Origin of the sequence: Stutzerimonas stutzeri SDM-LAC (genome assembly GCF_000235745.1) — a bacterium.
GTDB classification, from domain to species: Bacteria; Pseudomonadota; Gammaproteobacteria; order Pseudomonadales; family Pseudomonadaceae; genus Stutzerimonas; species Stutzerimonas stutzeri_H.
The window spans coordinates 29052-50530 of record NZ_AGSX01000108.1 but is presented as its reverse complement, the minus strand read 5'-3'; the positions used below and the strand labels follow the sequence as shown (position 1 = coordinate 50530).

The window sequence follows — 21479 nt, the reverse complement described above, 5'->3', positions numbered from 1 at the left end:
TCTCTCGGGCGAGGCGGGTCCACCAGATGAAATGAAAAAGGCCGGCTGCGATCACTCGTAGCCGGCCTTTCATACTGCGATCAAACGTCAGCCGGCGACCAGCACGCGGATCGCCTCCAGGCGCAGACCGGCCTTCTCCAGCATCGCCAGACCTTCTTCGCGCTGCTTGCGTACGGCTTCGATCTCGCTGTCGCGCACGCTCGGGTTGACTGCCTGCAGCGCCGTCAGGCGCGCCAGCTCTTCGTCGAGGCTGGCCTTCAATTTGCGCTGCGCTTCGGCGACCCGCTCGGTATGGCGAGGGGTGACTTTGGCTTCGGCATCAGCGATCTGCTTGGCCAGCACGTCGCGCTGAGCCTGGACGAACTTGTTCGCACTGGCGCGCGGGACGCTTTCCAGCTGATCGGTGAGCGTCTCGAACGCCACCTTGGGCGCCAGGTCGTTGCCGTTCGAATCCAGCAGGCAACGCAGCGCCAAGGGTGGCAGGAAGCGGTTGAGCTGCAGGGCACGCGGCGCCACCACCTCGCTGACATAGAGCAGTTCAAGCAGGACGGTGCCGGGCTTGAGCGCCTTGTTCTTGATCAGCGCCACCGCGGTGTTGCCCATGGAGCCGGACAGCACCAGGTCCATGCCGCCCTGAACCATGGGGTGTTCCCAGGTGAGGAACTGCATGTCTTCGCGAGCAAGTGCCTGCTCACGGTCATAGGTGACGGTCACGGCTTCGTCGTCCCCGAGCGGGAAGCTGGCATCCAGCATCTTCTCACTCGGGCGCAGGATTAGAGCGTTCTCGGAATGGTCTTCGCTGTCGATGCCAAAGGCGTCGAACAGCTCTTCCATGTAGATCGGCAGGGCGAACTGGTCGTCTTGCTCTTCGATGGCCTCAACCAGTGCCTTGCCCTGTTCTCCGCCGCCGGAATTGAGTTCCAACAGACGGTCACGGCCGGCGTGCAGGTCGGCTTCCAGTCGTTCGCGCTCAGCGCGTGCCTCTTCGATGAGTTGCTGGAATTCGTCGTCGTCGCCTTCTTCCAGCTGATTCAGCAGGCGCGGGCCGAACTGATGCTGCAGGGCATTGCCGGTGGGGCAGGTGTTGAGGAAGGCATTCAGCGCCTCGTGGTACCACATGAACAGGCGTTCCTGCGGGCTGGTTTCCAGGTAGGGCACGTGCAGCTGGATGACGTGGGCCTGACCGATCCGGTCGAGGCGGCCAACACGCTGCTCCAGCAGGTCGGGGTGCGACGGCAGATCGAACAGCACCAGATGATGCGCGAACTGGAAGTTGCGGCCCTCGCTGCCAATTTCCGAACAGATCAGCACCTGCGCGCCAAATTCTTCGTCGGCGAAGTAGGCCGCGGCGCGGTCGCGCTCGAGGATGCTCATGCCTTCGTGGAACACCGTGGCCGGAATACCGGAGCGCACGCGCAGGGCGTCTTCCAGGTCCAGCGCGGTCTCGGCGTGGGCGCAAATGACCAGCACCTTGAATTTCTTCAGCATCTTCAGCGTGTCGATCAGCCACTCGACGCGCGGATCGAAATTCCACCAACGGTTCTGAGCATCCGGTTCTTCCTGCTGGCTCTGGAAGCTGACTTCCGGATACAGCTCGGCATGCTCGCCCAACGGCAGTTCCAGATACTCGGCGGGGCAGGGCAGCGGATACGGATGCAGCTGGCGCTCTGGGAAACCACGCACGGCGGCGCGAGTGTTGCGGAACAACAGGCGGCCGGTGCCGTGACGGTCGAGCAGCTCGCGAATCAGGCGGCTACTGGCTTCGATGTCGCCGTCGGTAGCCGCGGCGAGTAGCGCTTCGCCTTCGGCGCCGAGGAAGTCGTGAATCGTCTGGTGTGCTTCTTGAGAGAGGCGACCCTCGTCCAGCAGCTCCTGCACAGCCCGTGCAACCGGCTGGTAGCTGGCGCTCTCAGCGCGGAAGGCTTCGAGATCATGGAAACGGTTCGGGTCTAGCAGGCGCAAGCGCGCGAAGTGGCTTTCCTGGCCGAGCTGTTCCGGCGTTGCGGTCAGCAGCAGGACGCCGGGGGTGACTTCGGCCAGTTGCTCGACCAGTTTGTATTCGGCGCTGGCGTTTTCCGGGTGCCAGACCAGGTGATGCGCTTCGTCCACCACCAGCAGATCCCAGCCGGCGGCGAAGGCGGCGTCCTGGGCGCGTTCGTCATCTTTCAGCCATTCCAGCGAAACCAGTGCGAGCTGGGTGTCCTCGAATGGGTTGCTGGCATCGCTCTCGATGAAACGCTCGTCATCGAACAGCGCGACTTGGAGGTTGAAGCGGCGACGCATCTCCACCAGCCATTGGTGCTGGAGGTTTTCCGGGACGAGAATCAGCACGCGCTTGGCGCGTCCCGAGAGCAGCTGGCGATGGATCACCAGGCCGGCCTCGATGGTTTTGCCGAGCCCCACTTCGTCTGCCAGCAAAACGCGTGGGGCGATGCGGTCGGCGACCTCACGGGCGATATGCAACTGGTGCGCGATGGGTTGCGCACGTACACCGCCCAGGCCCCACAGCGAGGAGGTGAGCTGTTTGCTCTGGTTTTCCAGGGTGTGATAACGCAGCTTGAACCAATTCAGCGGGTCGATCTGCCCGGCGAACAGACGATCACTGGCGAGGCGAAACTGGATGAAATTCGACAGCTGGGTTTCCGGCAGCGTGCGGGCTTCGCTCTGGGCGGTCAGGCCGTGATAGACCAGCAGGCCGTCGACGTCGTCAACTTCGCGCACGGTCATCTTCCAGCCTTCGAAGTGGGTGATTTCGTCACCCGGAACAAAACGCACGCGGGTCAGCGGGGCGCTGCGTGCGGCGTATTGGCGGGTTTCGCCTGTCGCGGGGTAAAGCACGGTGAGCATGCGGCCATCTTGCATGAGGATGGTTCCCAGACCGAGTTCCGCTTCGCTGTCGCTGATCCAACGTTGCCCCGGTAGATACTGCTGCGCCATGCCCTGCCTCCCGCTGTAAAAAAGCCCGCTATATTAACGGAACACTACCGATAGAGCGACGATAGATACCGCGCCAGTCAGTGTAGCGTTGCTGTTAAAGTCGACAGCAGGTTTAGCGTTCGGTTGGTTCAGGGCTGCTCGAATGGCCCTTGATCTTGGCGTAGCTTTTGGAGAGCACAGATGCTGCCAGTTATTCCACCCGGTACAGTCCAGGTCACCGCGCAACAGGACGTGGTCAAACCGAGACCTGATATCGCGCCGGTGACGCCCGTTCAGCCGAGCGCCAACGAGAGCTCGGTGGGCCTCGATCGTCGCCACCCGCAGGAAGCCGAGCAGATGCTTCGCGATGAGCAACGCAGGCGCCAGCGTCGTCGTGGCTATACCGCTCAGGAGCTGGCCGAGGGCGAGACCGCCGAAGAGGATCAGGCCGCCCTTGAAGAGCTTCCGCGTCAGGGGTTATGGGTGGATGTCGAGGTTTGATCCGTCTGGACCCGCCAGCTGCGAGGTAATCGAGGAGGTAATCGAGCTGCCAGACGCGGATCTGCGCTACTTCCCGCAATGGGTCGATGCAGGCCTGGCTGATCAATGGCTTTCGCAGCTTTCAGCACAGACGCCATGGTCCCAGCCGCAGATCCGACTCTATGGCCGCAACATCGCCGTGCCGCGACGGGTTGCCTGGTATGGCGATGCTGACGCGCTCTACCGGTATTCAGGTCTCACTCACGAACCGCTTCCCTGGACGCCACTGCTGGCCAATATTCGCCAGCGGGTGCAGCAGCAGGTTGGCCAGCCCGTAAACGGTGTGTTGCTCAATCTCTATCGTGATGGGCGGGACGCCATGGGTTGGCACAGCGATGACGAGCCAGAGCTGGGCCAACAACCCCTGGTGGTTTCTCTCAGCCTGGGCGCAACACGGCGTTTCGATTTTCGCCGCAAGGGAACCAGCCGGACTGCGCACTCCATCTCGCTCGAGCACGGATCGCTGCTGGTCATGAGCGGCCTGACGCAGCATTATTGGCAACACCAGATCGCCAGAACTCGAAAGGTTCGCGCACCGCGCCTGAACCTGACTTTCCGCCAGATCATCCGCGAGCCCATCTTATGAGCAGTGACGAAAAGCTGATCGACTTCAGTGCAGAACGTGAAAAGCGCATCCACGACATCAAGGAAAAGCGCCTTGTCGAGATGCGCCAGGCCTTCGAGCAGGTGTTGCCGTTGAGCAAACCGAAGAAGAAGCCCAAGACCAATCCGAAAAAACGCTGATAGCGCGTTCGCACCGTTTCGCCCTCCGCCACATCGCGATGGCCTGCAGGTTGTCGTCTCGCTAAGGCACCTCGCCTTCATACCCCGAATTACTTGACCTGGATCAGCTCCCGCGGCGCCTTTTTCTAAAGGTCTTGCGGGGTTGATGTCGGTCAATTTTTTAATCGGTGAGACGGGTAACTATGCAGCCATCAGACAGCGAGACAGCTTGGAGGTAGGGAATCATGTTCCTCGATAATGTGGTGCTCGCAGGGGTGGTCACGGTCGGCCTTATGGTCGCCTTCCTCGGAGGTTTCGGATATTTCATCTGGCGGGACGCGCACAAGAAGCGTTGATCCGGCTGGTGGTACAGAGCACGCAAGGCATTTGGGCGACTTAGGTCGCCCTTTTTTTTGCCTGCGTTTTTGTTAACCGCGGCGGATTATGCGGGCACTGTGCGGGGCAGAAAAAGCCGTCCATATCATTCGCGACCCAGCTGGGCAGCCGAGCGTGCCGCTCGAACCGCAACGCCGGCAGCCCGATGCACCTCGTCTCGCTGGGGTCAATCAAGCGCAAAAGGCGCCAATCAGGCGCGCTTGAGCGTGACCCCATTATCGTTCCGCAGGTGCCGAACCATCGGCGTGTCAGCCGATGCTGACCGGTGGCAAGGCTTTGATCTCGACCGTCTGTGCCTTGCGTGGGGCGAGAATTTCGGCCTCGCCGTCAACGACCATCTCGTCGCGCTGGTTGAACACCTGAGTGGCGATGCGGACGCGAAACTTGGGCAGTTTCTCGAGGATTTCCAGGCGCACGGTCAGGGAGTCGCCAAGCTTGACCGGCAAGGCAAAGCGCATCGTCTGGCCGAGGTAAATAGTGCCCGGTCCCGGCAACTCGCAGGCCACGGCTGCGCTGATCAATGCGCCGCTGAACATGCCATGGGCAATACGCTCGCGGAAGATCGTCGAGGCGGCGAATTCGGCGTCCAGGTGGACCGGGTTGTGGTCGCCCGACATTGCGGCGAACAGCTGGATGTCACGTTCTTCCACGGTTTTGCTGTAGGTGGCCTTTTGGCCGATTTCCAGATCAGCGTAGGGAGTGTTGCTCAGCGTGCTCATGCATAGACCTCTAAATGCGGATAACGACAGACCCCGCCGCGATAGGGTCCGCCGCAGGTAGCAAAAGACGCGCCCTAAAAGGCGCTCGAGTGCCAGCATTCTAGAGATCTGTGATGGGGTTGTCCCGTGCCTGGTTGTCTGTCGCAGTAGCCGGAGATTCACATCACTGATTACACCCGCCTCGCTATTGCGCGGCACAGCGGAACTGCTAAGTTCGCCACAGCCCGCCGCGAGTGGGTCAGACACTCTCAGGTATCGAGGCCAATAACAATGCAACCTGACTTCTGGAATGACAAACGCCCCGCCGGTGTGCCCAACGGCCTGGACATGGGCGGCTTCCGCTCGGTCGTAGAAGTATTTGAGCGCTCCTGCAAGCTTCACGCAGACCGTCCCGCATTCAGCAACATGGGTGTGACGCTGACCTATGCGGACCTGGAACGATACTCGGCGGCTTTCGCGGGTTGGCTGCAGAATCACACCGACCTGCAACAGGGCGATCGCATCGCGGTGCAGATGCCCAACCTGCTGCAATACCCGGTTGCTGTCTTCGGCGCGCTGCGTGCCGGACTGATCGTGGTCAACACCAACCCGCTGTATACCGCGCGGGAGATGCGCCACCAATTCAAGGATTCCGGCGCGCGGGCATTGGTCTATCTGAATACCTTTGGCAAGCTGGTGCAGGAAGTTGTGCCCGATACAGATATCGAGGTGCTCATCGAGGCGCGTATCGGCGACATGCTGCCTTCGCTCAAGGGGCTGCTGGTCAACGCCGCAGTCAAGCATGTGAAAAAGATGGTGCCCGCGTACAGCCTGCCGCAGTCCGTGTCGTTCAAGCATGTGCTGCGTGATGGCGCGCGGCATGCCCTGAAGCCGGTTCCACTGACATTGGACGAGGTTGCCGTCCTGCAATACACCGGCGGGACTACTGGCGTTGCCAAGGGCGCCATGCTGACCCATGGCAATCTGGTCGCCAACATGCAGCAGGTCCATGCCAACATGCAGCAATTGGACGAGCACGGGCAGACGATCATCAAGGAAGGCCAGGAGATCATGATCGCGCCGCTGCCGCTCTATCACATCTACGCCTTCACAATTAACTGCATGTGCATGATGGTGACCGGCAACCATAACGTGTTGATCACCAACCCCCGCGACATCGACGGCTTCGTCAATGAGCTGCAGAAGTGGCAGTTCACCGCGTTCCTTGGGCTGAACACGCTGTTCGTCGCGCTCATGTCGCATCCCGAATTCAAGAAGATCAACTTCGCCTCGCTCAAGGGCACCAACTCAGGCGGCACGGCGCTGGTTTCCGCGGTGGCCGAGCGCTGGAAGAGCATTACCGGCGTCACCGTGACCGAAGGTTATGGTTTGACCGAAACCTCACCTGTGGTCTGCGCCAATCCGCATGGCGAAGGATCGCGCTTGGGTACCGTCGGCCTGCCGGTGCCGGGCACGACACTGAAAGTGATCGACGATAACGGCCGCGAGCTCCCGGTTGGTGAGCGCGGCGAGCTCTGCGTCAAAGGTCCTCAGGTGATGAAGGGCTACTGGCAGCGTCCTGAAGCAACTGAAGAGGTGTTGGACGCGGAAGGTTGGCTCAAGACAGGCGACATCGCTGTAATCGATGCGGATGGTTTCGTGCGTATCGTCGATCGCAAGAAAGACCTGATCATCGTGTCCGGCTTCAACGTCTACCCCAACGAAATCGAAGATGTGGTCATGGCGCATCCGAAGGTGGCCGCCTGCGCAGCTATTGGCGTGCCTGACGAGAAGTCAGGTGAAGCCGTTAAGTTGTTCGCCGTGCGCAGCGACCCCAGCCTGACCGTCGAAGAGCTGATGGCGTACTGCCGGGAGAACTTCACGGGCTACAAGATCCCTCGCCACGTGGTATTCCGCGATGCATTGCCGATGACGCCGGTGGGCAAGATTCTGCGGCGCGAGTTGCGCGAACAGGCTTGAATCGAGCGATCATTTCCGCTGTCTTCGAAGTGACTGGTTTTTTGCCTTCAGTCACTTCGTGTCTTTTTCAGGCTTGCCGGACACTGTTCGGCCAGTTGCAAAGCTGCTAACCTCGAACTCTGTTTTGGCCGGTACTTCCGTACAAAAATTAACAAAACACAACAAAACCGCTGCGATATGCAGTGAAGCTGTCGCTTAGGAGTGGGGTTATATGACCGATAACTTCTGGAAGGATAAGTATCCTGTCGGGGTCAAGAGCGAGATCAATCCCGATGAGTACCAGAACATTCAGGCTGTGCTCAAACAGTCCTGTGAGCAATTCGCAGACAAGCCTGCCTTCAGTAATCTCGGCAAAACCCTAACCTACGGTGAGCTATACAAGCTGTCCGGTGAGTTTGCGGCTTACCTCCAGCAGAATACCGACCTGCAGCCAGGCGATCGTATTGCGGTCCAGCTTCCGAACGTTATCCAGTATCCAGTCGTCGTGTTCGGCGCCATGCGCGCGGGGCTTGTTGTAGTCAACACCAACCCGCTCTACACGGCGCGGGAGATGGAGCATCAATTCAATGATTCCGGCGCCAAGGCACTGATTTGCCTGGCCAATATGGCGCACCTGGCGCAAGAGGTACTGCCCAAGACCGGCATCCGGCACGTAGTGGTGACAGAGGTTGGCGATATGCTGCCGACCCTCAAGCGCATGCTGGTCAATGCTGTGGTCAAGCATGTCAAGAAGATGGTGCCGGCATACAACTTGCCCAAAGCGGTCAAGTTCACCGATGCCATGGCGCTGGGACGCGGCAAGGTGGCGCGGGAAGCCAATCCGGCCAGTGATGATGTGGCCGTGCTGCAGTACACCGGCGGTACGACCGGGGTTGCGAAAGGCGCCATGCTGACCCATCGCAACATCGTCGCCAACATGCTGCAGTGCCGCGCGCTGATGGGCTCGGAGCTGGGTAAAGGTTGCGAAACCATGGTTGCGCCGCTGCCGCTGTACCACATCTATGCGTTCACCTTTCACTGCATGACCATGATGCTGATCGGCGCCCATAACATACTGATCACCAACCCGCGCGACCTGCCGACCTTCGTCAAGGATTTGAGCAAATACCGCTTCACCGGTTTTGTTGGCCTTAACACCCTGTTCGTGGCGCTGTGCAATAACGAAGACTTCCGCAAACTCGATTTCTCCTCCCTGAAAGCGACCTTCTCCGGCGGAATGGCCTTGCAGCTGTCGGCGGCCGAGCGTTGGCAGCAGGTCACAGGCTGCGAAATCTGCGAAGGTTTCGGCATGACCGAAACCAGTCCAGTCGTCTCGGTCAACCCCTTCGGCGGCATCAAGATCGGCACGATCGGCATCCCGATGCCCTCGACGTTGTGCAAGGTCATCGACGATGAAGGCAACGATCTGCCGATGGGCGCAACCGGCGAGCTCTGCGTCAAGGGCCCCCAGGTGATGAAGGGCTACTGGCAGCGTCAGGAAGCCACTGATGAAATCCTGAGCGCTGACGGTTGGTTGAAGACGGGCGACATCGGCATTATTCAGGACGATGGTTACATGCGCATCGTCGACCGCAAGAAGGACATGATTCTGGTGTCCGGTTTCAACGTCTATCCCAACGAACTGGAAGACGTGCTCGCAACCCTGCCCGGCGTGTTGCAGTGTGCAGCCATCGGAGTGCCGGACGAAAAATCGGGGGAGGCGATCAAGCTGTTTGTAGTGGTCAAGCCGGGCGAAAGCCTGACCAAGGAACAGGTTATGCAGCACATGCATGACAACGTTACGGGCTACAAACGGCCTAAAAGCGTCGAGTTCCGCGACAGCCTGCCAACCACTAACGTTGGCAAGATCCTGCGTCGTGAGCTGCGTGACGAAGAGTTGCGAAAAATCGGCAAGAAGTAACGCTTCCAGGCTAGTAAGAGCCCCGCTTCGGCGGGGCTTTTTCGTTTCAGAGCTTCGTTCAGGTCCAGCTAGCCTATCGTCTGGTTTGGCCTGGTCTGACTTGGACTAACAATCGCGCGCTCCTTAACACCTGGCGTCATTTTTTTTGCTGTGGCTGGCTCAATTATGCGGCCAGCTAGCCGATATCCCTGATGGTGCGGTAAATTTGGCGCCGAAAAAAAGGCGCCTTCGCTGCCTTTAAGTTCTGCTCGGGGTTCCGCTCATGCTGTCCAGATTACGTCTGCAAACGAAGCTTCTCATCCTCGCATTAGGTCCAATCCTCTTGTTGGCCATACTTCTTAGCGGCATATCCGTGCTCACGCTGCACGAATTGGCGGCCAAGCAGGAGGCAGAGACGCGTAAGAATCTCGTTCGGGATCGCCGCGCGGAACTGGAAAACTACGTGCAGCTTGCTCGAAAGATGATCGCCCCCATCTACGACAGCTCCGCCTCGGATGACCAAGACGCACGGGACCGTGCCGTGGCCATTCTGGAAGCGCTCTCCTACGGCAAGGACGGCTATTTCTGGGGCTACGACGAACAGAGCGTGCGGATTCTGCAGGGCAACACCAAGGACAAGATTGGGCAGAGCTTCTCCGATTATCGTGACCCCAGTGGCAAGTACGCCATTCGTGAACTCGTCCGGGCCGGTATCGATGGAAGCCATTACGTCGATTACAGCTTCGTGCTGGGCAGCAGCACGACGCTGGTCCCGAAGATCGGCTATGCAGAGTATTTGCCGAAATGGAACATGGTCTTTGGTACATCTCTTAACCTGGACGGGGTAGAGCGTGACGTTCAGGCAGCTCGAGCGGCGTTTCAGGACGATATCAACGAATTGCTGGTTATCATGGTGGGCTCTGCGCTCGGGCTGCTGGTGCTGATCGCCCTGCTGGCGACTGCCACGAGCCGCACGCTGCTACGGCCACTCATGCTGATAAAGGGCAAGCTCGATGACATGGCGTCCGGTGAGGGCGATCTGACCCATCGCCTGCCGGTTACCAGCCAGGACGAACTGGGCGATCTGGCGTCGTCGTTTAATCGCTTCGTCGATAAGATCCACGGCCTGGTTCAACAGGTTTCGAAGACCACCGGCCAGCTGACTACCCTGGTTGCTAGCGTCGCCAGCCAGGCGCAACGTTCCGAGCAGGCGATGGCAGCGCAGCGTCATGAAACCGATCAGGTGGCGACCGCAATCAACGAGATGTCGGCCGCTGCCCAGGAAGTGGCAATGAGCGCACAGCGTGCCGCCGAAGCGGCTCAGGAAGCGGATCAGCAGGGCCAGAGCGCCAAGCGAGTCGTGGACGGCAGCATTCAGCAGATTCACGATCTGGTCGGCGAACTGCATGACAGCGGCGAGTCGCTGGGCGGACTGCAGAAAGACGTGGAAGGCATCGTCGGCGTGCTCGATGTGATTCGAGCGGTCGCGGAGCAGACCAATTTGCTGGCGCTCAACGCCGCCATCGAAGCGGCACGCGCCGGCGAAGCCGGCCGCGGATTCGCCGTGGTCGCCGACGAAGTACGAGCGCTCGCCAGCCGTACCCAGCAGAGCACGGTCGAAATTCAGGGCATGGTCGACCGCCTGCAAAACACCACGGCGACGACCGTGACAGGCATGGGCCGTGCCGGACAGCAGGGTGAAAGCACTCGGGCCCAGTCCAACCAGGCGGGCGAATCGCTGGATGCGATTGCCGCTCTGATCGGCACCATCAACTCCATGAACGCTCAGATCGCCAGCGCGGCCGAAGAACAGACTGCGGTTGCCGAAGAGATCAATCGCAGCGTTCATCACATCGCCGATGCGGTTGACGGCGTGGCGCAGGAAGCCGCCGAAGGCGCCCAGACTTCCCGCGAACTCAATGGTCTTGCCGAAAATTTGCAGCGTTTGGTCGGGCAGTTCTGTATCTGACCAATGCTTGATGAGGCGGGCGCAATGTCCGCCTTTGCCTGTCGAAGGTTCCCGGCGGCATTTTCGTCGGGTTCCATCAACCCGACCGGCGGTGTTGCCGTCTGGCGCAACGGTGCGAACCGAAACGACGCAATCCAGTCTAGGACCCTATGGCCGCGTCCGCTCTAGCGGCTGTTGAATGCCAGCGCGCCTCTGCTATGCCGTGCCGAAGCCGTTTGAGTGTCCACTGCAATGCGTCGACGCGCATCGCAGCCGGCTTCGCCTCCATTTCTGTCGCACGCTTCGTTTTCAATGGCCGGTTGTGCCGTAGGGGACGATGGCGCATGCCATTTTGCGGCCTGCCCATCAATCTCGTTCCAAGGATGAGTTACCCATGCAAAAGAAAAACAATGCACGTCGGGTAGTTGCTTCTTTCGCTTTACTGGCTTCCACCGCAGTTTTGGCTGCACCCACTGCAGAAATTCCCGCGTTCGACGATTACTGGAGTCCGGACAAGCCCGACTCCAGGGTTTGTCGTACACCGCTGCTGGTCGGCACCCCGCTCGGGCTGCCACGCTGTATGCAGGCCAGCAACATCATGACGCACCTGCAGAACCTGAGCGACATCGCCGCCCTGAACAACGGCAATCGCGCGTCCGGTCAATCGGGTTATCAGGCTTCCGTCGATTACGTGCGCACGACGCTCGAGCGCGCCGGTTACCGCGTGCGGGTGCAGACTTTCCCGTTCCTTGCGTTCTATCCGCAGGGGCCTGGCTCACTCGCTGCGGTAGCACCGCAGGCCGTGCAGTACACCTGGGAGGAGGACTTCACCTACGCCGATCAAACCGATCCCGGAACCGTGACCGCTCCCGTCGTCCCGGTCGATCTGGCCCTTGGTCTGGGCAACACCTCCACCAGTGGATGTGAACCGGAAGATTTTGCGGGCTTCCCAGCCGGCGCCATTGCCCTGATGCAGCGCGGTGCGTGCACGTTCGGCCAGAAGGCGACCAATGCGGCAGCGGCCGGTGCTTCGGGCGCGATCATCTTCAACCAGGGCGATACCGAGGACCGTAAAGCGCTCCTCGTTGCGACGTTGGGTGAGGATTATGAAGGCGGCATTCCGGTGCTGTTTTCCACCTATGACAATGGCGAGACCTGGGCTAGCACGGAAGGGCTGCAGCTGAGCATGAACGTTGACGTGGTGCGCGAGCGGACCGAAACCTACAACGTGCTGGCCGAGACCCGGCGGGGCGATCCCGACAACGTCGTGATGGTCGGCGCGCATCTGGATTCGGTATTCGAAGGGGCGGGCATCAACGACAACGGCTCCGGCAGTGCCGCATTGCTGGAAATGGCAACCCTGATGAGCCGGGCTTATCCGCTGAACAAGGTGCGCTTCGCCTGGTGGGGTGCGGAGGAATCGGGACTGGTCGGCTCGACCTTCTACGTCAACCAATTGCCGGAGGAAGAGAAGCAACAGATCAAGGCCTATCTGAACGTCGACATGATTGGCTCGCCGAACTTCGCCAACTTCCTCTATGACGGTGACGGCTCCGATTTCGGCCTGCAAGGCCCACCCGGCTCCGGTGCCATCGAGCGTCTGTTCCGCTCCTACTTCCAGCTGCGTAATGCGCCGACCGAAGGCACCGAGATCGACTTCCGCTCCGACTATGCGCAATTCTTCGATGACGGCATCGCATTTGGCGGGTTGTTCACCGGTGCCGAAGGCATCAAGACCCAGGAGCAGGCACAGCGTTACGGCGGCACCGCCGGGCTATCGTACGATCCGTGCTACCACTCTGAGTGCGACGACCTCAGCAACATCTCCACCGAGGCGTTGGAGTTGCACGGCGATGCGCTGGCCTTCGCCACGAGCTGGCTGTCCCTGTCGACCAAAATGATCGACGACGAGATAGCGGCAGCGGCCGAGCAGAGCATTGGCACCATGCGCATCCAGCAGGTACAGGAGAAGTCACGCTGGGGTCATTGGATCCGTTGATCGCCTAGCCACCGCGCCGGCTTGCCGGCGCGGTCCCTCCGCCAATCCCTTTCCTTACGGCCAGCCGGGCAAATCTGCGACAATCGCGCCCTTCACGAATTGCCCCACGGCTGTCCATGACCGACGCAACGCCCGCCTTTGAACAACTCCTGAAAAACCTCGATCAGGCCATGTACGCCGACCGCCATCGCTTGCGTCGGCAATTGCACGACTTGCGCAAGAAGGCTGGTGACTCGCCGATTGAAGAAGAACGTCTTGCTCAGTGGTTTGAGCGCTTTCAGGCTTCAGCGACCAAGGTCGAGGCGCGGCGCCAGAGCGTGCCGGTCATGCGCTACGACGACAGCCTGCCGATTGCCGCCAAGCGCGACGAAATCAAAGCTGCGCTGGAAAAGCACCAAGTGCTGATAATTGCCGGCGAAACCGGCTCGGGCAAGACCACTCAGCTGCCGAAGATATGCCTGGAGATCGGTCGCGGCGTGCATGGACTGATCGGTCATACCCAGCCGCGTCGGTTGGCTGCGCGCAGTGTCGCGACCCGAGTTGCCGAGGAGATCGGTACGCCATTGGGTGAGCTGGTGGGTTATCAGGTGCGCTTTGAGGATCAGAGCAAGGAGAGCTCGCTGATCAAGTTGATGACCGACGGCATTCTGCTGGCCGAGACTCAGCATGATCGCTTCCTGGAAAAGTACGACACCATCATCGTCGACGAGGCGCACGAACGCAGCCTCAACATCGATTTCCTGCTCGGGTACCTCAAGACGCTGTTGCCGCGCCGTCCGGATCTGAAGGTGATCATCACCTCAGCAACCATCGACCTGGAGCGCTTCTCCGAACACTTCAGCGGGGCCGGCCGTCTGGGCGCGCCCATTGTCGAGGTCTCGGGGCGTACCTATCCGGTCGAAACCTGGTATCGGCCTCTTTCGGCAGAAGTCGACGAAGACGGTAATCGTGTCGAGGATGACCTGACCGTCGACCAGGGCATCCTTGCCGCGCTGGACGAAATTGACGCCCATGAAAAGAGCATCGGCAAACGCCCCGGCGACGTGCTGGTGTTCTTGCCGGGTGAACGCGAAATCCGCGATGCAGCCGAGGTGCTGCGCAAGGCGAATCTGCGCTTCACCGAGGTACTGCCGCTGTATGCGCGGCTGACACCTGCCGAGCAGCAGAAGATTTTCCGTCCTGCCGGTGGACGCAAGATCGTGCTGGCGACCAACGTCGCTGAGACCTCGCTGACCGTGCCGGGCATTCGCTACGTGATCGACTCGGGGACCGCGCGCATCAGTCGCTACAGCTACCGTGCCAAGGTCCAGCGGCTGCCAATCGAAGCCGTTTCTCAGGCCAGCGCCAACCAGCGCAAGGGCCGTTGCGGTCGCGTCGAGCCGGGAATCTGCATTCGGCTCTACAGCGAGGAGGATTTTCTCTCTCGCCCGGAGTTCACCGATCCGGAAATTCTGCGTACCAATCTCGCGGCGGTAATACTGCAGATGCTGCATCTGCGCCTCGGCCAGATCGAAGATTTCCCCTTCATCGAGCCGCCGGATGGCAAGGCTATCAGCGACGGCTTCAACCTGTTGCAGGAGCTTTCGGCGGTCAACCGTGAGAACCAGCTGACCCCCTTGGGTCGGCAACTGGCGCGTCTGCCCGTCGACCCACGCCTCGGGCGCATGCTGCTTGAGGCGGCGCAGTTGGGCAGCATCGCCGAGGTGCTGATCGTTGCCAGTGCGCTGTCGGTGCAGGATGTGCGCGAGCGCCCAGCCGATCGCCAACAGCAGGCCGATCAGGCACATGCGCAGTGGAAGGACCCGGATTCGGATTTCGCCGCGCTGATCAATCTTTGGCGCGGCTTCGAGGAGCAGCGCCAGGCGCTGGGCTCCAACGCGCTGCGGACCTGGTGTAGGAAAAATTTCCTCAACTATCTGCGGTTGCGCGAGTGGCGGGACGCCCACCGGCAGCTGACGCTGATCGTGCGTGAGTTGAGGCTTGAGACCAAAACTCGCGCTGATCGGGATCGGAGCGACGGTGAGGCAGAAGCTCGCGGTCAAGACCGCTCCCACAAGGCTGCCTCAGCTCAGCGTGGAAGCGATCTTAACCAGATCCAGATCCAGATCCAGATTCAGAACCAGAACCAGAACCAGAACCAGAACCAGGGTCGGGAGACGGATCAGGGCCAGGGCCAGGGCCAGGAAAAGGATAAGAGCCAGGGCCGGAACCAGGAGCAGAAGAACCAGAGCCACAGCCAACGCCACAGCCAGGGCCTAGGTCAGAATCAAGGTAAGGAGAAGATCCGGCAGGACCAGGTGACTGCAAATCATCGTGGGAGCGGTCTTGACCGCGAAGAGGCGGGCGTGGAAACGAAGGCGGGCACTCAGGAACGGGAACGTACCCATGCCGAGGGGCCCGTGCGGACTAAGGACAAGAAGGTCAACGTCAAACTGGCGCAGCAGGCCGAAGCCAGCGAAGCGGCGCAGAAGGCCAAGAGCTATGCCGCGGTGCATAAGGCGATCCTCTCCGGTTTGCTTAGCCAGGTTGGTCACAAGACCGAGGAGGGCGACTTTCTCGGTGCGCGGCAACGGCGCTTCTGGGTGCATCCGTCGAGCGTCATCGGGCGCAAGAAGCCCAACTGGATCATGGCCGCGGAACTGGTCGAGACCACCAAGCTGTTCGCGCGCATGGTGGCCAAGATCGAGCCCGATTGGATCGAGCCACTGGCTAGGCACCTGACCAAGACCAACCACTTCGAGCCGCACTGGGAGAAGAAGCGCGGCCAGGTGGTCGCGTTCGAGCAGGTCACCCTGTACGGCATGATCATCGTTGCCCGGCGGCCGGTGCATTTTGGTCCCGTCGACCCGCAGGCGGCGCGTGAGTTGTTCATCCGCGAGGGCCTGGTGCGCGGTGAGATGCACAGCCGTGCCAAGGCGTTGACCGCCAACCGTGAGTTGCTGGAACTGTTCGACGAGCTGGAAGCCAAGGCTCGTCGGCGCGACATCATTGCTGACGAAGACACGCTGTTCGCCTACTACGACGCACGGTTGCCGCAGGATATCTACCAGACCGCCAGCTTCGAAAATTGGTACAAGCGCGAGAGCGCGAAAGATCCGCAGTTGCTGATGATGCGCGACGAAGACGTGCTGGCCCGCGACGCCAGCGAGGTTACGGCGGCCCAGTATCCCGACCATCTGCGCATCGGCGAACTGCAACTGTCACTGGAGTACCATTTTGAACCCAATCACCCGCGCGATGGCGTGACCTTGCGCGTGCCAGCACCTCTGCTGCCGCAGCTGCGGGGCGAACGGCTCGATTGGTTGGTGCCGGGCTTGATCGAAGCCAAAGCGGTGGCGCTGGTGCGCAACCTGCCCAAGGCGATCCGCAAGAACTTCGTACCGGTACCGGATTTCGTCAAGGCGGCGCTATCCAAGATCAGCTTTGGTGAGGGCTCGCTGCCCGAGACACTTGGCCGCGAGCTGTTGCGTATGACGGGAGCCAGGGTGTCGGATGAGGCCTGGGCGGAGGCGGCAGTGGGGCTGGAAAGCCACCTGAAGATGAACATCGAAGTGGTGGACCCACTCGGCAAGTTTCTTGGCGAAGGCCGTGATCTTGTCGAGCTTACGGCGCGTTTCAACGAGGCCAGCCAGGCCGCACTGGCGCCGCCGCAGCATAAAGCCGAACAGAAACCGGTGGAGGCCAAGGCATTCGCCGAGGTCGCGGAAAAAGCCCAGGCGAAGATGGCCGGGCTCTCGATGACGGTCTATCCGGCGCTGGTGGAAGACGGCGGCGTGGTCAAGGAGGGGCGCTTCCCGACTAAGGCCGAAGCCAACTATCAGCACCGTCGGGCGCTACAGCGGCTGTTGCTGCAGCAGCTGGCCGAGCCGGCCAAGTATCTGCGTAACAAACTACCGGGCCTGACGGAGATGGCGTTGCTGTACCGGGACATGGGCAAAATTGACGCGCTGGTCGAGGACATTCTGCTGGCCAGTCTCGACAGTTGCGTGCTGGACGGTGAAGCCCAACTACCCCGCGATGGCGCTGCATTGGCTGCGCTAGCGGAACGCAAACGCAGCGACTGGACGCCGCATGCCGAACGTCTTGCCCGCCTGGTACTGGAAGTTCTCAAGCTCTGGCACGGCCTGCAGAAGCGCTTCAAGGGCAAGATCGACCTGGCCCAGGCGGTCGCCCTCAACGACATCAAGGCGCAGCTGGCCAATCTGGTGTATCCCGACTTCGTTCGCGAAACCCCAGGCGAGTGGCTGAAGGAATATCCTCGCTACCTCAAGGCGATTGAGCAGCGATTTGAAAAGATCGGCGCGCAGCTGCAGCGGGATCGCGTCTGGTCCGGCGAGTTGGCCGGTTACTGGGAACAGTACCAGGCGCGGCAGAAGAAGCATTTGCAGGAAGGCAAGCGTGATCCCGAGCTGTCTCTGTACCGCTGGATGCTGGAGGAATACCGCGTGTCGCTGTGGGCCCAGCAGCTTGGGACGAAGATGGCGGTGTCGGACAAGCGTCTGAACAAGCAGTGGAGTCAGGTCGAACCCTGACGGCGGGCAGGCACCGCAATGTCTGCGTCCTCGAATCCCAGGAAATAGTATGGAAGGCCGGAACAGTCTGCCGGGAGTGGCCAGTTCGCTTGGAGCATCGGTGCTGTTCGCCACGCTGTATTACTACACCACGCTTCTCGAACCGTTGACCGGCCAGCAGATCTACGGATGGCGCATTCTGTTTACCGCGCCGTGTCTGGCCTTGCTGCTGCTCGGCCTGGGCCGCTGGAGTGAGGTTCGTCAGATCCTCGTGCGGGTGCCGGCCGAACCGCGGCTCTGGCTGGCACTGCCGCTGTCCTCGGTGCTGGTCAGCCTGCAGCTCTGGCTATTCATGTGGGCGCCCATCAACGGCTATGGCTTAGATGTATCCCTCGGTTATTTCCTGCTACCGCTGACCCTGGTATTGACCGGCCGCCTGCTCTTTGGCGAGGCGATCAGCCGCCTGCAACGGCTAGCCTGCCTTTTCGCGGCGGTAGGCGTCGGCAACGAACTGCTGCTGGCCTCGTCACCGTCCTGGCCGGTGCTGGCAGTCGCGCTCGGCTATCCATGCTACTTCGCCCTGCGTCGTCGGATCGGCACCGCCCACCTCGGTGGCTTGTGGATCGACCTCGCCATCAGCCTGCCGGTTGCCGCCATCTTTGCCCTGGCCGATCCCGGCACCTTGCAGCAAGTTGTCGCGAGTTCTCGACTGCTCCTGCTGATCTTCGGGTTGGGCGCTCTCAGCGCTTTGGCACTGGCCTTGATGATCATCGCCGGCAAGCGCCTGAATTTGGCCGTGTTCGGCCTGCTCAGCTACGTCGAGCCGGTTCTGCTGGTCGTGGTTGCGCTATTGCTTGGCGAAAGCATCGGGCCGGATCAGTGGCTGACCTACGGTGCAATCTGGCTGGCAATTGTGGTGCTGGTGGCCGAAGGGGCGAGGGCGTTGCGCAGGGAGCGGGTGTAGCGGTTCGGGGTGAGCGGCTTTGACCAAGCGCCATTTACTCAAGCGGGGCCAGGAGCCGATGGCGCAATCGATCTACTGGGCTGGTAGTGCTGACTGGAAGCGCATGTCCATGACCGTTGCCCCCGGCTGCCCCTGAGCGCCAGCTTGCGGTCAGGGGGGATACCTATGCCGCTGTTAGATAAAAAGCTGCCGAGAAGCGCCACGGGGAAGGCGATTTCGGCCTGGAAGTTGCTCCAGGCGTTTCTGCCATTCGGCGCGAGGCGTTAGGGACAGGCCAGGTCTTGCACCTTCAGGAGTGGCTACCACTGTCTTCGCGGCTTTTGCAGCGGCCCTTAGCTCAGCAAGGCTTGGGGTCTTGCTTACAGGCTCATTGCGCCTTTTTTCAACGGAGCGAAGGCAGAGCTTGCATGAAACCTGAGCTACATCCTGGGAGCTGTTCAGGCTCGAACCTGTGCGTCCACATGCGACATTTCCCAGGGGGGCCGAGTAGTGAATGGCCAATGTGTTGTCTCCTGCATTTTTCGGGCGCGGAATTCTACACGGCCATCCGCTCAGATGCGCGCGCAGTGACTGCCAAGGTCTGCGGCTATAACGAACCCGCGGGCATCGAAGTCTGCATACGTAGATTAACTTCACAGCCGCTTCGATCGTAGCGATGTCGATCTTCGTCATGTCTCTTTCGGTGCCAGGGCGCGGCGACTTTTCACACGAGACGGCTGCTCTGCACGATGAGTTCACCTGCCTGGAGCAGCCGCGGTTGGTGTGCGACGGCTGAGTATCAGGCGCCTGCCAGCGCCTCTTCGACAAATGCCAGCCGGTCCTGGCCAAAGAACATTTCGTCGCCAATAAAGAACGTCGGTGCGCCAAAAACGCCGCGGCGCACGGCTTCTTCAGTGTTTGCTTTGAGCGCGGCCTTGACTTCCTCTTCGGCAATCATCGTGCGGTACTGCCGCGCATCGAGCCCTGCTGATTCCAGCGTGGCGGCAAGCACAGCCTCATCGCCGAGGTTGCGCTGTTCGGCCCAGAGGGCGCGATAAATCGCTGTCAGGTAGCGAGGAAAGCTTTCCGGCTGCTGCAGCTGATAGCCGACGGCGCCGCGCATCAGAGCGAGCGTATTGATCGGGAAATGCGGGTTGAACGTGAACGCTACTCCGTAGCGCCTGGCATACCGCTGCAGGTCCAGGAGCATGTAGCGCCCCTTAGCCGGCACGCTGACTGGCGAGGCATTACCGGTGGCCTGGAACACGCCGCCCAGCAGCATGGGCCGGTACAGCAACTCGGCGCGGTTGCGCGCGCACAGCGCTGGCAGCTGGGTCCAGCCGAGATAACTGGCCGGGCTGCCCACATCGAAAAAGAACTCCACGGTCTTGCTCATATCGCGTCTCCAGTTGAGTGGTTTACCAGCGCTCGATCCAGGGGCGCAGATCGAGTTCGAACGTCCAGGCGTCACGCGGCTGGCAATGCAGGTGCCAGTAGTTATCGGCGATATGCTCCGGATTGAGGATGCCATCCTGGTCCTTCAAGGCGTAGCGCTCGGGGAAGCTGTCACGGATGAAGTCCGTATCGATGGCGCCGTCGACCACGACATGCGCGACATGAATATTCATCGGGCCCAATTCACGCGCCATGCTTTGTGCCAAGGCGCGAATCCCGTGCTTGGCTCCGGCGAACGCGGCGAAGCCGGCCGATCCGCGCAGTCCGGCGGTGGCGCCGGTAAACAGAATCGTCCCGCGGCTGCGCGCGACCATGCGTTTGGCCACTGCCTGGCCGGTCAGGAAGCCGGCGAAGCAGGCCATCTCCCAGATCTTGAAGTATTTACGCGGGGTCTCCTCGAGGATGCTGCAGGGCACGTTGGCGCCAATGTTGAATACCATCACCTCGATTGGGCCAATGTCGCGCTCGATGGTCTCGAGGAGTTCGGCTACTTGATCTTCCTTGCGCGCATCGGAGGCGAAGCCATGGGCACGACCGCCCTCGGCAATGATGCTGTCGACCAGGGGCTGCAGCTTGTCGGCGCTGCGCCGGGTGACGCAAGCCACGTAGCCCTCACGGGCGAAGCGCCGCGCAATAGCACCACCGGTAGAGTCCCCTGCGCCGATCACCAGGGCCACGCGATTGTTGTTGTGCATGTGTTTGCTCTCTTGCTAAACGATCGTTAGGTTAACGGACGTTATGTTACGCTTCACGCTTCGTCAAGCGAGCGTCATGAGGTTGTGCTGCATGCGTTATTCCGCCGGCCACAAAGAAGAAACCCGTCAGCGCCTGGTTGAAAGCAGTGGTGCTATTGCCAAGCGTGGCGGCTTTGCGACCACTGGTGTCGATGGCTTGATGAAAGCCGTTGGCCTAACGGGTGGCGCGTTCTACAGCCACTTTCCCTCCAAGAACGACCTATTTACCGAGGTCGTCCGGCGCGAGCTGTCGCAAAGCCCGATTCTGGCGCAGGACTGCAGCTTGACTGTGGATCGGCTGGAGCGCTGCCTCGACAGCTATCTGAGTTTGGCTCATCTGCATAACCCGGCAGCCGGCTGTGCGATTCCTGCGCTGGGCGCTGAGATTGCTCGGGCCGATATCCAAGTGCGCAAGGAAGCCGAGCATTGGCTTTGCGCGCTGCAGCATGCCTGGGCTCAGGCACTCGGCGACGGCGATCTGGCCTGGGCACTGATTGCACAATGCGTCGGGGCGTTGGTCGTCGCACGTATGTTGGTGACCGAAGATACGCAGCGCAACGTGCTCGCGGCGAGCAGAGCCATGCTCCATTCGGCGTTGGCGCAGGGCGAACAGCCACCCCAGAAATAGGAGAGCAAGGCGTTGATCCGCCTGTTTCCCCGGAGCAGCTGGAGTTGCCGCGACCGAGCAATCGCTATGAATGGTGGGCGCGCAGCAACGGTGTGGGCGGGCAAGTCAGAATGACGAGGCGCTCGTTCA

16 protein-coding genes are annotated in these 21479 nt (G+C 60.9%); 11 read left to right on the top strand and 5 right to left on the bottom strand.

Going from position 1 to position 21479, the window contains the following annotated elements:
- Positions 1–87: 87 nt before the first annotated feature.
- Complete coding sequence (gene rapA / locus PSTU_RS0111345; RefSeq protein ID WP_019341145.1) at positions 88–2937, bottom strand: RNA polymerase-associated protein RapA; 2850 nt, start codon at positions 2935–2937, stop codon at positions 88–90.
- Between the two features lie 180 nt (positions 2938–3117).
- Between rapA and PSTU_RS0111340 the strand changes: the two genes are divergently transcribed.
- The 4 genes from PSTU_RS0111340 (at position 3118) to ccoM (ending at position 4535) form a co-directional block, all read left to right on the top strand.
- Positions 3118–3417, top strand: coding sequence for a hypothetical protein (locus PSTU_RS0111340; RefSeq protein ID WP_019341144.1), 300 nt, complete (start codon positions 3118–3120; stop codon positions 3415–3417).
- The gene (locus tag PSTU_RS0111335) at positions 3404–4042 is read left to right on the top strand and encodes an alpha-ketoglutarate-dependent dioxygenase AlkB family protein (RefSeq protein ID WP_019341143.1); all 639 of its coding nucleotides are present in this window, start codon (positions 3404–3406) and stop codon (positions 4040–4042) included. The genes PSTU_RS0111340 and PSTU_RS0111335 overlap by 14 nt, the downstream gene beginning before the upstream one ends.
- Entirely contained in the window at positions 4039–4200 is a 162-nt protein-coding gene (locus tag PSTU_RS21830; RefSeq protein WP_019341142.1) for a hypothetical protein, read from the top strand. Before PSTU_RS0111335 ends, PSTU_RS21830 begins: the two co-directional genes overlap by 4 nt.
- Before the next feature lie 224 nt (positions 4201–4424).
- Positions 4425–4535: a cytochrome c oxidase subunit CcoM gene (ccoM, locus tag PSTU_RS22225; RefSeq protein WP_019341141.1), complete on the top strand. Its 111-nt coding sequence runs from the start codon at positions 4425–4427 to the stop codon at positions 4533–4535.
- Between the two features lie 288 nt (positions 4536–4823).
- Here the strand turns inward: ccoM and PSTU_RS0111320 are convergent, their stop codons facing one another.
- Positions 4824–5294 carry a MaoC family dehydratase gene (locus PSTU_RS0111320; RefSeq protein ID WP_019341140.1) on the bottom strand — a complete coding sequence of 157 codons (471 nt, stop codon included), beginning with the start codon at positions 5292–5294 and terminating at the stop codon, positions 4824–4826.
- A 270-nt stretch (positions 5295–5564) separates the two neighbouring features.
- Between PSTU_RS0111320 and fadD2 the strand changes: the two genes are divergently transcribed.
- The 6 genes from fadD2 to rarD all read left to right on the top strand — a co-directional run bounded on the left by fadD2 (position 5565) and on the right by rarD (position 18554).
- The gene (gene fadD2 / locus PSTU_RS0111315) at positions 5565–7253 is read left to right on the top strand and encodes a long-chain-fatty-acid--CoA ligase FadD2 (RefSeq protein WP_019341139.1); all 1689 of its coding nucleotides are present in this window, start codon (positions 5565–5567) and stop codon (positions 7251–7253) included.
- 211 nt (positions 7254–7464) lie between these two features.
- The gene (gene fadD1, locus PSTU_RS0111310) at positions 7465–9153 is read left to right on the top strand and encodes a long-chain-fatty-acid--CoA ligase FadD1 (protein ID WP_019341138.1); all 1689 of its coding nucleotides are present in this window, start codon (positions 7465–7467) and stop codon (positions 9151–9153) included.
- Between the two features lie 262 nt (positions 9154–9415).
- Positions 9416–11101 carry a methyl-accepting chemotaxis protein gene (locus tag PSTU_RS0111305; protein ID WP_019341137.1) on the top strand — a complete coding sequence of 562 codons (1686 nt, stop codon included), beginning with the start codon at positions 9416–9418 and terminating at the stop codon, positions 11099–11101.
- 373 nt (positions 11102–11474) lie between these two features.
- Entirely contained in the window at positions 11475–13079 is a 1605-nt protein-coding gene (locus tag PSTU_RS0111300; RefSeq protein ID WP_019341136.1) for a M28 family metallopeptidase, read from the top strand.
- 116 nt (positions 13080–13195) lie between these two features.
- The gene (gene hrpA, locus PSTU_RS22035) at positions 13196–17611 is read left to right on the top strand and encodes an ATP-dependent RNA helicase HrpA (RefSeq protein ID WP_019341135.1); all 4416 of its coding nucleotides are present in this window, start codon (positions 13196–13198) and stop codon (positions 17609–17611) included.
- Positions 17612–17660: 49 nt separating this feature from the next.
- Positions 17661–18554: an EamA family transporter RarD gene (gene rarD, locus PSTU_RS0111290; protein ID WP_019341134.1), complete on the top strand. Its 894-nt coding sequence runs from the start codon at positions 17661–17663 to the stop codon at positions 18552–18554.
- Between the two features lie 174 nt (positions 18555–18728).
- Here the strand turns inward: rarD and PSTU_RS22030 are convergent, their stop codons facing one another.
- The 3 genes from PSTU_RS22030 to PSTU_RS0111275 form a co-directional block, all read right to left on the bottom strand.
- Complete coding sequence (locus tag PSTU_RS22030) at positions 18729–19055, bottom strand: hypothetical protein (protein ID WP_080571208.1); 327 nt, start codon at positions 19053–19055, stop codon at positions 18729–18731.
- 277 nt (positions 19056–19332) lie between these two features.
- Positions 19333–19929 (bottom strand): 2-hydroxychromene-2-carboxylate isomerase, encoded by a 597-nt coding sequence (locus PSTU_RS0111280; RefSeq protein WP_019341132.1) that lies wholly within the window; start codon positions 19927–19929, stop codon positions 19333–19335.
- A gap of 22 nt (positions 19930–19951) precedes the next feature.
- Positions 19952–20683, bottom strand: coding sequence for an SDR family oxidoreductase (locus tag PSTU_RS0111275; protein WP_019341131.1), 732 nt, complete (start codon positions 20681–20683; stop codon positions 19952–19954).
- A 91-nt stretch (positions 20684–20774) separates the two neighbouring features.
- On the opposite strand from PSTU_RS0111275, the gene PSTU_RS0111270 reads away from it, so the two are divergent.
- Positions 20775–21350: a TetR/AcrR family transcriptional regulator gene (locus PSTU_RS0111270; protein ID WP_019341130.1), complete on the top strand. Its 576-nt coding sequence runs from the start codon at positions 20775–20777 to the stop codon at positions 21348–21350.
- Positions 21351–21479 lie beyond the last annotated feature (129 nt).

What these genes read in the sequence shown, in the direction of transcription:
- rapA (WP_019341145.1), bottom strand. Translation starts at nt 2,937, where the DNA reads ATGGCGCAGCAGTATCTACCGGGGCAACGTTGGATCAGCGACAGCGAA.
- PSTU_RS0111340 (WP_019341144.1), top strand. Translation starts at nt 3,118, where the DNA reads ATGCTGCCAGTTATTCCACCCGGTACAGTCCAGGTCACCGCGCAACAG.
- PSTU_RS0111335 (WP_019341143.1), top strand. Translation starts at nt 3,404, where the DNA reads ATGTCGAGGTTTGATCCGTCTGGACCCGCCAGCTGCGAGGTAATCGAG.
- PSTU_RS21830 (WP_019341142.1), top strand. Translation starts at nt 4,039, where the DNA reads ATGAGCAGTGACGAAAAGCTGATCGACTTCAGTGCAGAACGTGAAAAG.
- ccoM (WP_019341141.1), top strand. Translation starts at nt 4,425, where the DNA reads ATGTTCCTCGATAATGTGGTGCTCGCAGGGGTGGTCACGGTCGGCCTT.
- PSTU_RS0111320 (WP_019341140.1), bottom strand. Translation starts at nt 5,294, where the DNA reads ATGAGCACGCTGAGCAACACTCCCTACGCTGATCTGGAAATCGGCCAA.
- fadD2 (WP_019341139.1), top strand. Translation starts at nt 5,565, where the DNA reads ATGCAACCTGACTTCTGGAATGACAAACGCCCCGCCGGTGTGCCCAAC.
- fadD1 (WP_019341138.1), top strand. Translation starts at nt 7,465, where the DNA reads ATGACCGATAACTTCTGGAAGGATAAGTATCCTGTCGGGGTCAAGAGC.
- PSTU_RS0111305 (WP_019341137.1), top strand. Translation starts at nt 9,416, where the DNA reads ATGCTGTCCAGATTACGTCTGCAAACGAAGCTTCTCATCCTCGCATTA.
- PSTU_RS0111300 (WP_019341136.1), top strand. Translation starts at nt 11,475, where the DNA reads ATGCAAAAGAAAAACAATGCACGTCGGGTAGTTGCTTCTTTCGCTTTA.
- hrpA (WP_019341135.1), top strand. Translation starts at nt 13,196, where the DNA reads ATGACCGACGCAACGCCCGCCTTTGAACAACTCCTGAAAAACCTCGAT.
- rarD (WP_019341134.1), top strand. Translation starts at nt 17,661, where the DNA reads ATGGAAGGCCGGAACAGTCTGCCGGGAGTGGCCAGTTCGCTTGGAGCA.
- PSTU_RS0111280 (WP_019341132.1), bottom strand. Translation starts at nt 19,929, where the DNA reads ATGAGCAAGACCGTGGAGTTCTTTTTCGATGTGGGCAGCCCGGCCAGT.
- PSTU_RS0111275 (WP_019341131.1), bottom strand. Translation starts at nt 20,683, where the DNA reads ATGCACAACAACAATCGCGTGGCCCTGGTGATCGGCGCAGGGGACTCT.
- PSTU_RS0111270 (WP_019341130.1), top strand. Translation starts at nt 20,775, where the DNA reads ATGCGTTATTCCGCCGGCCACAAAGAAGAAACCCGTCAGCGCCTGGTT.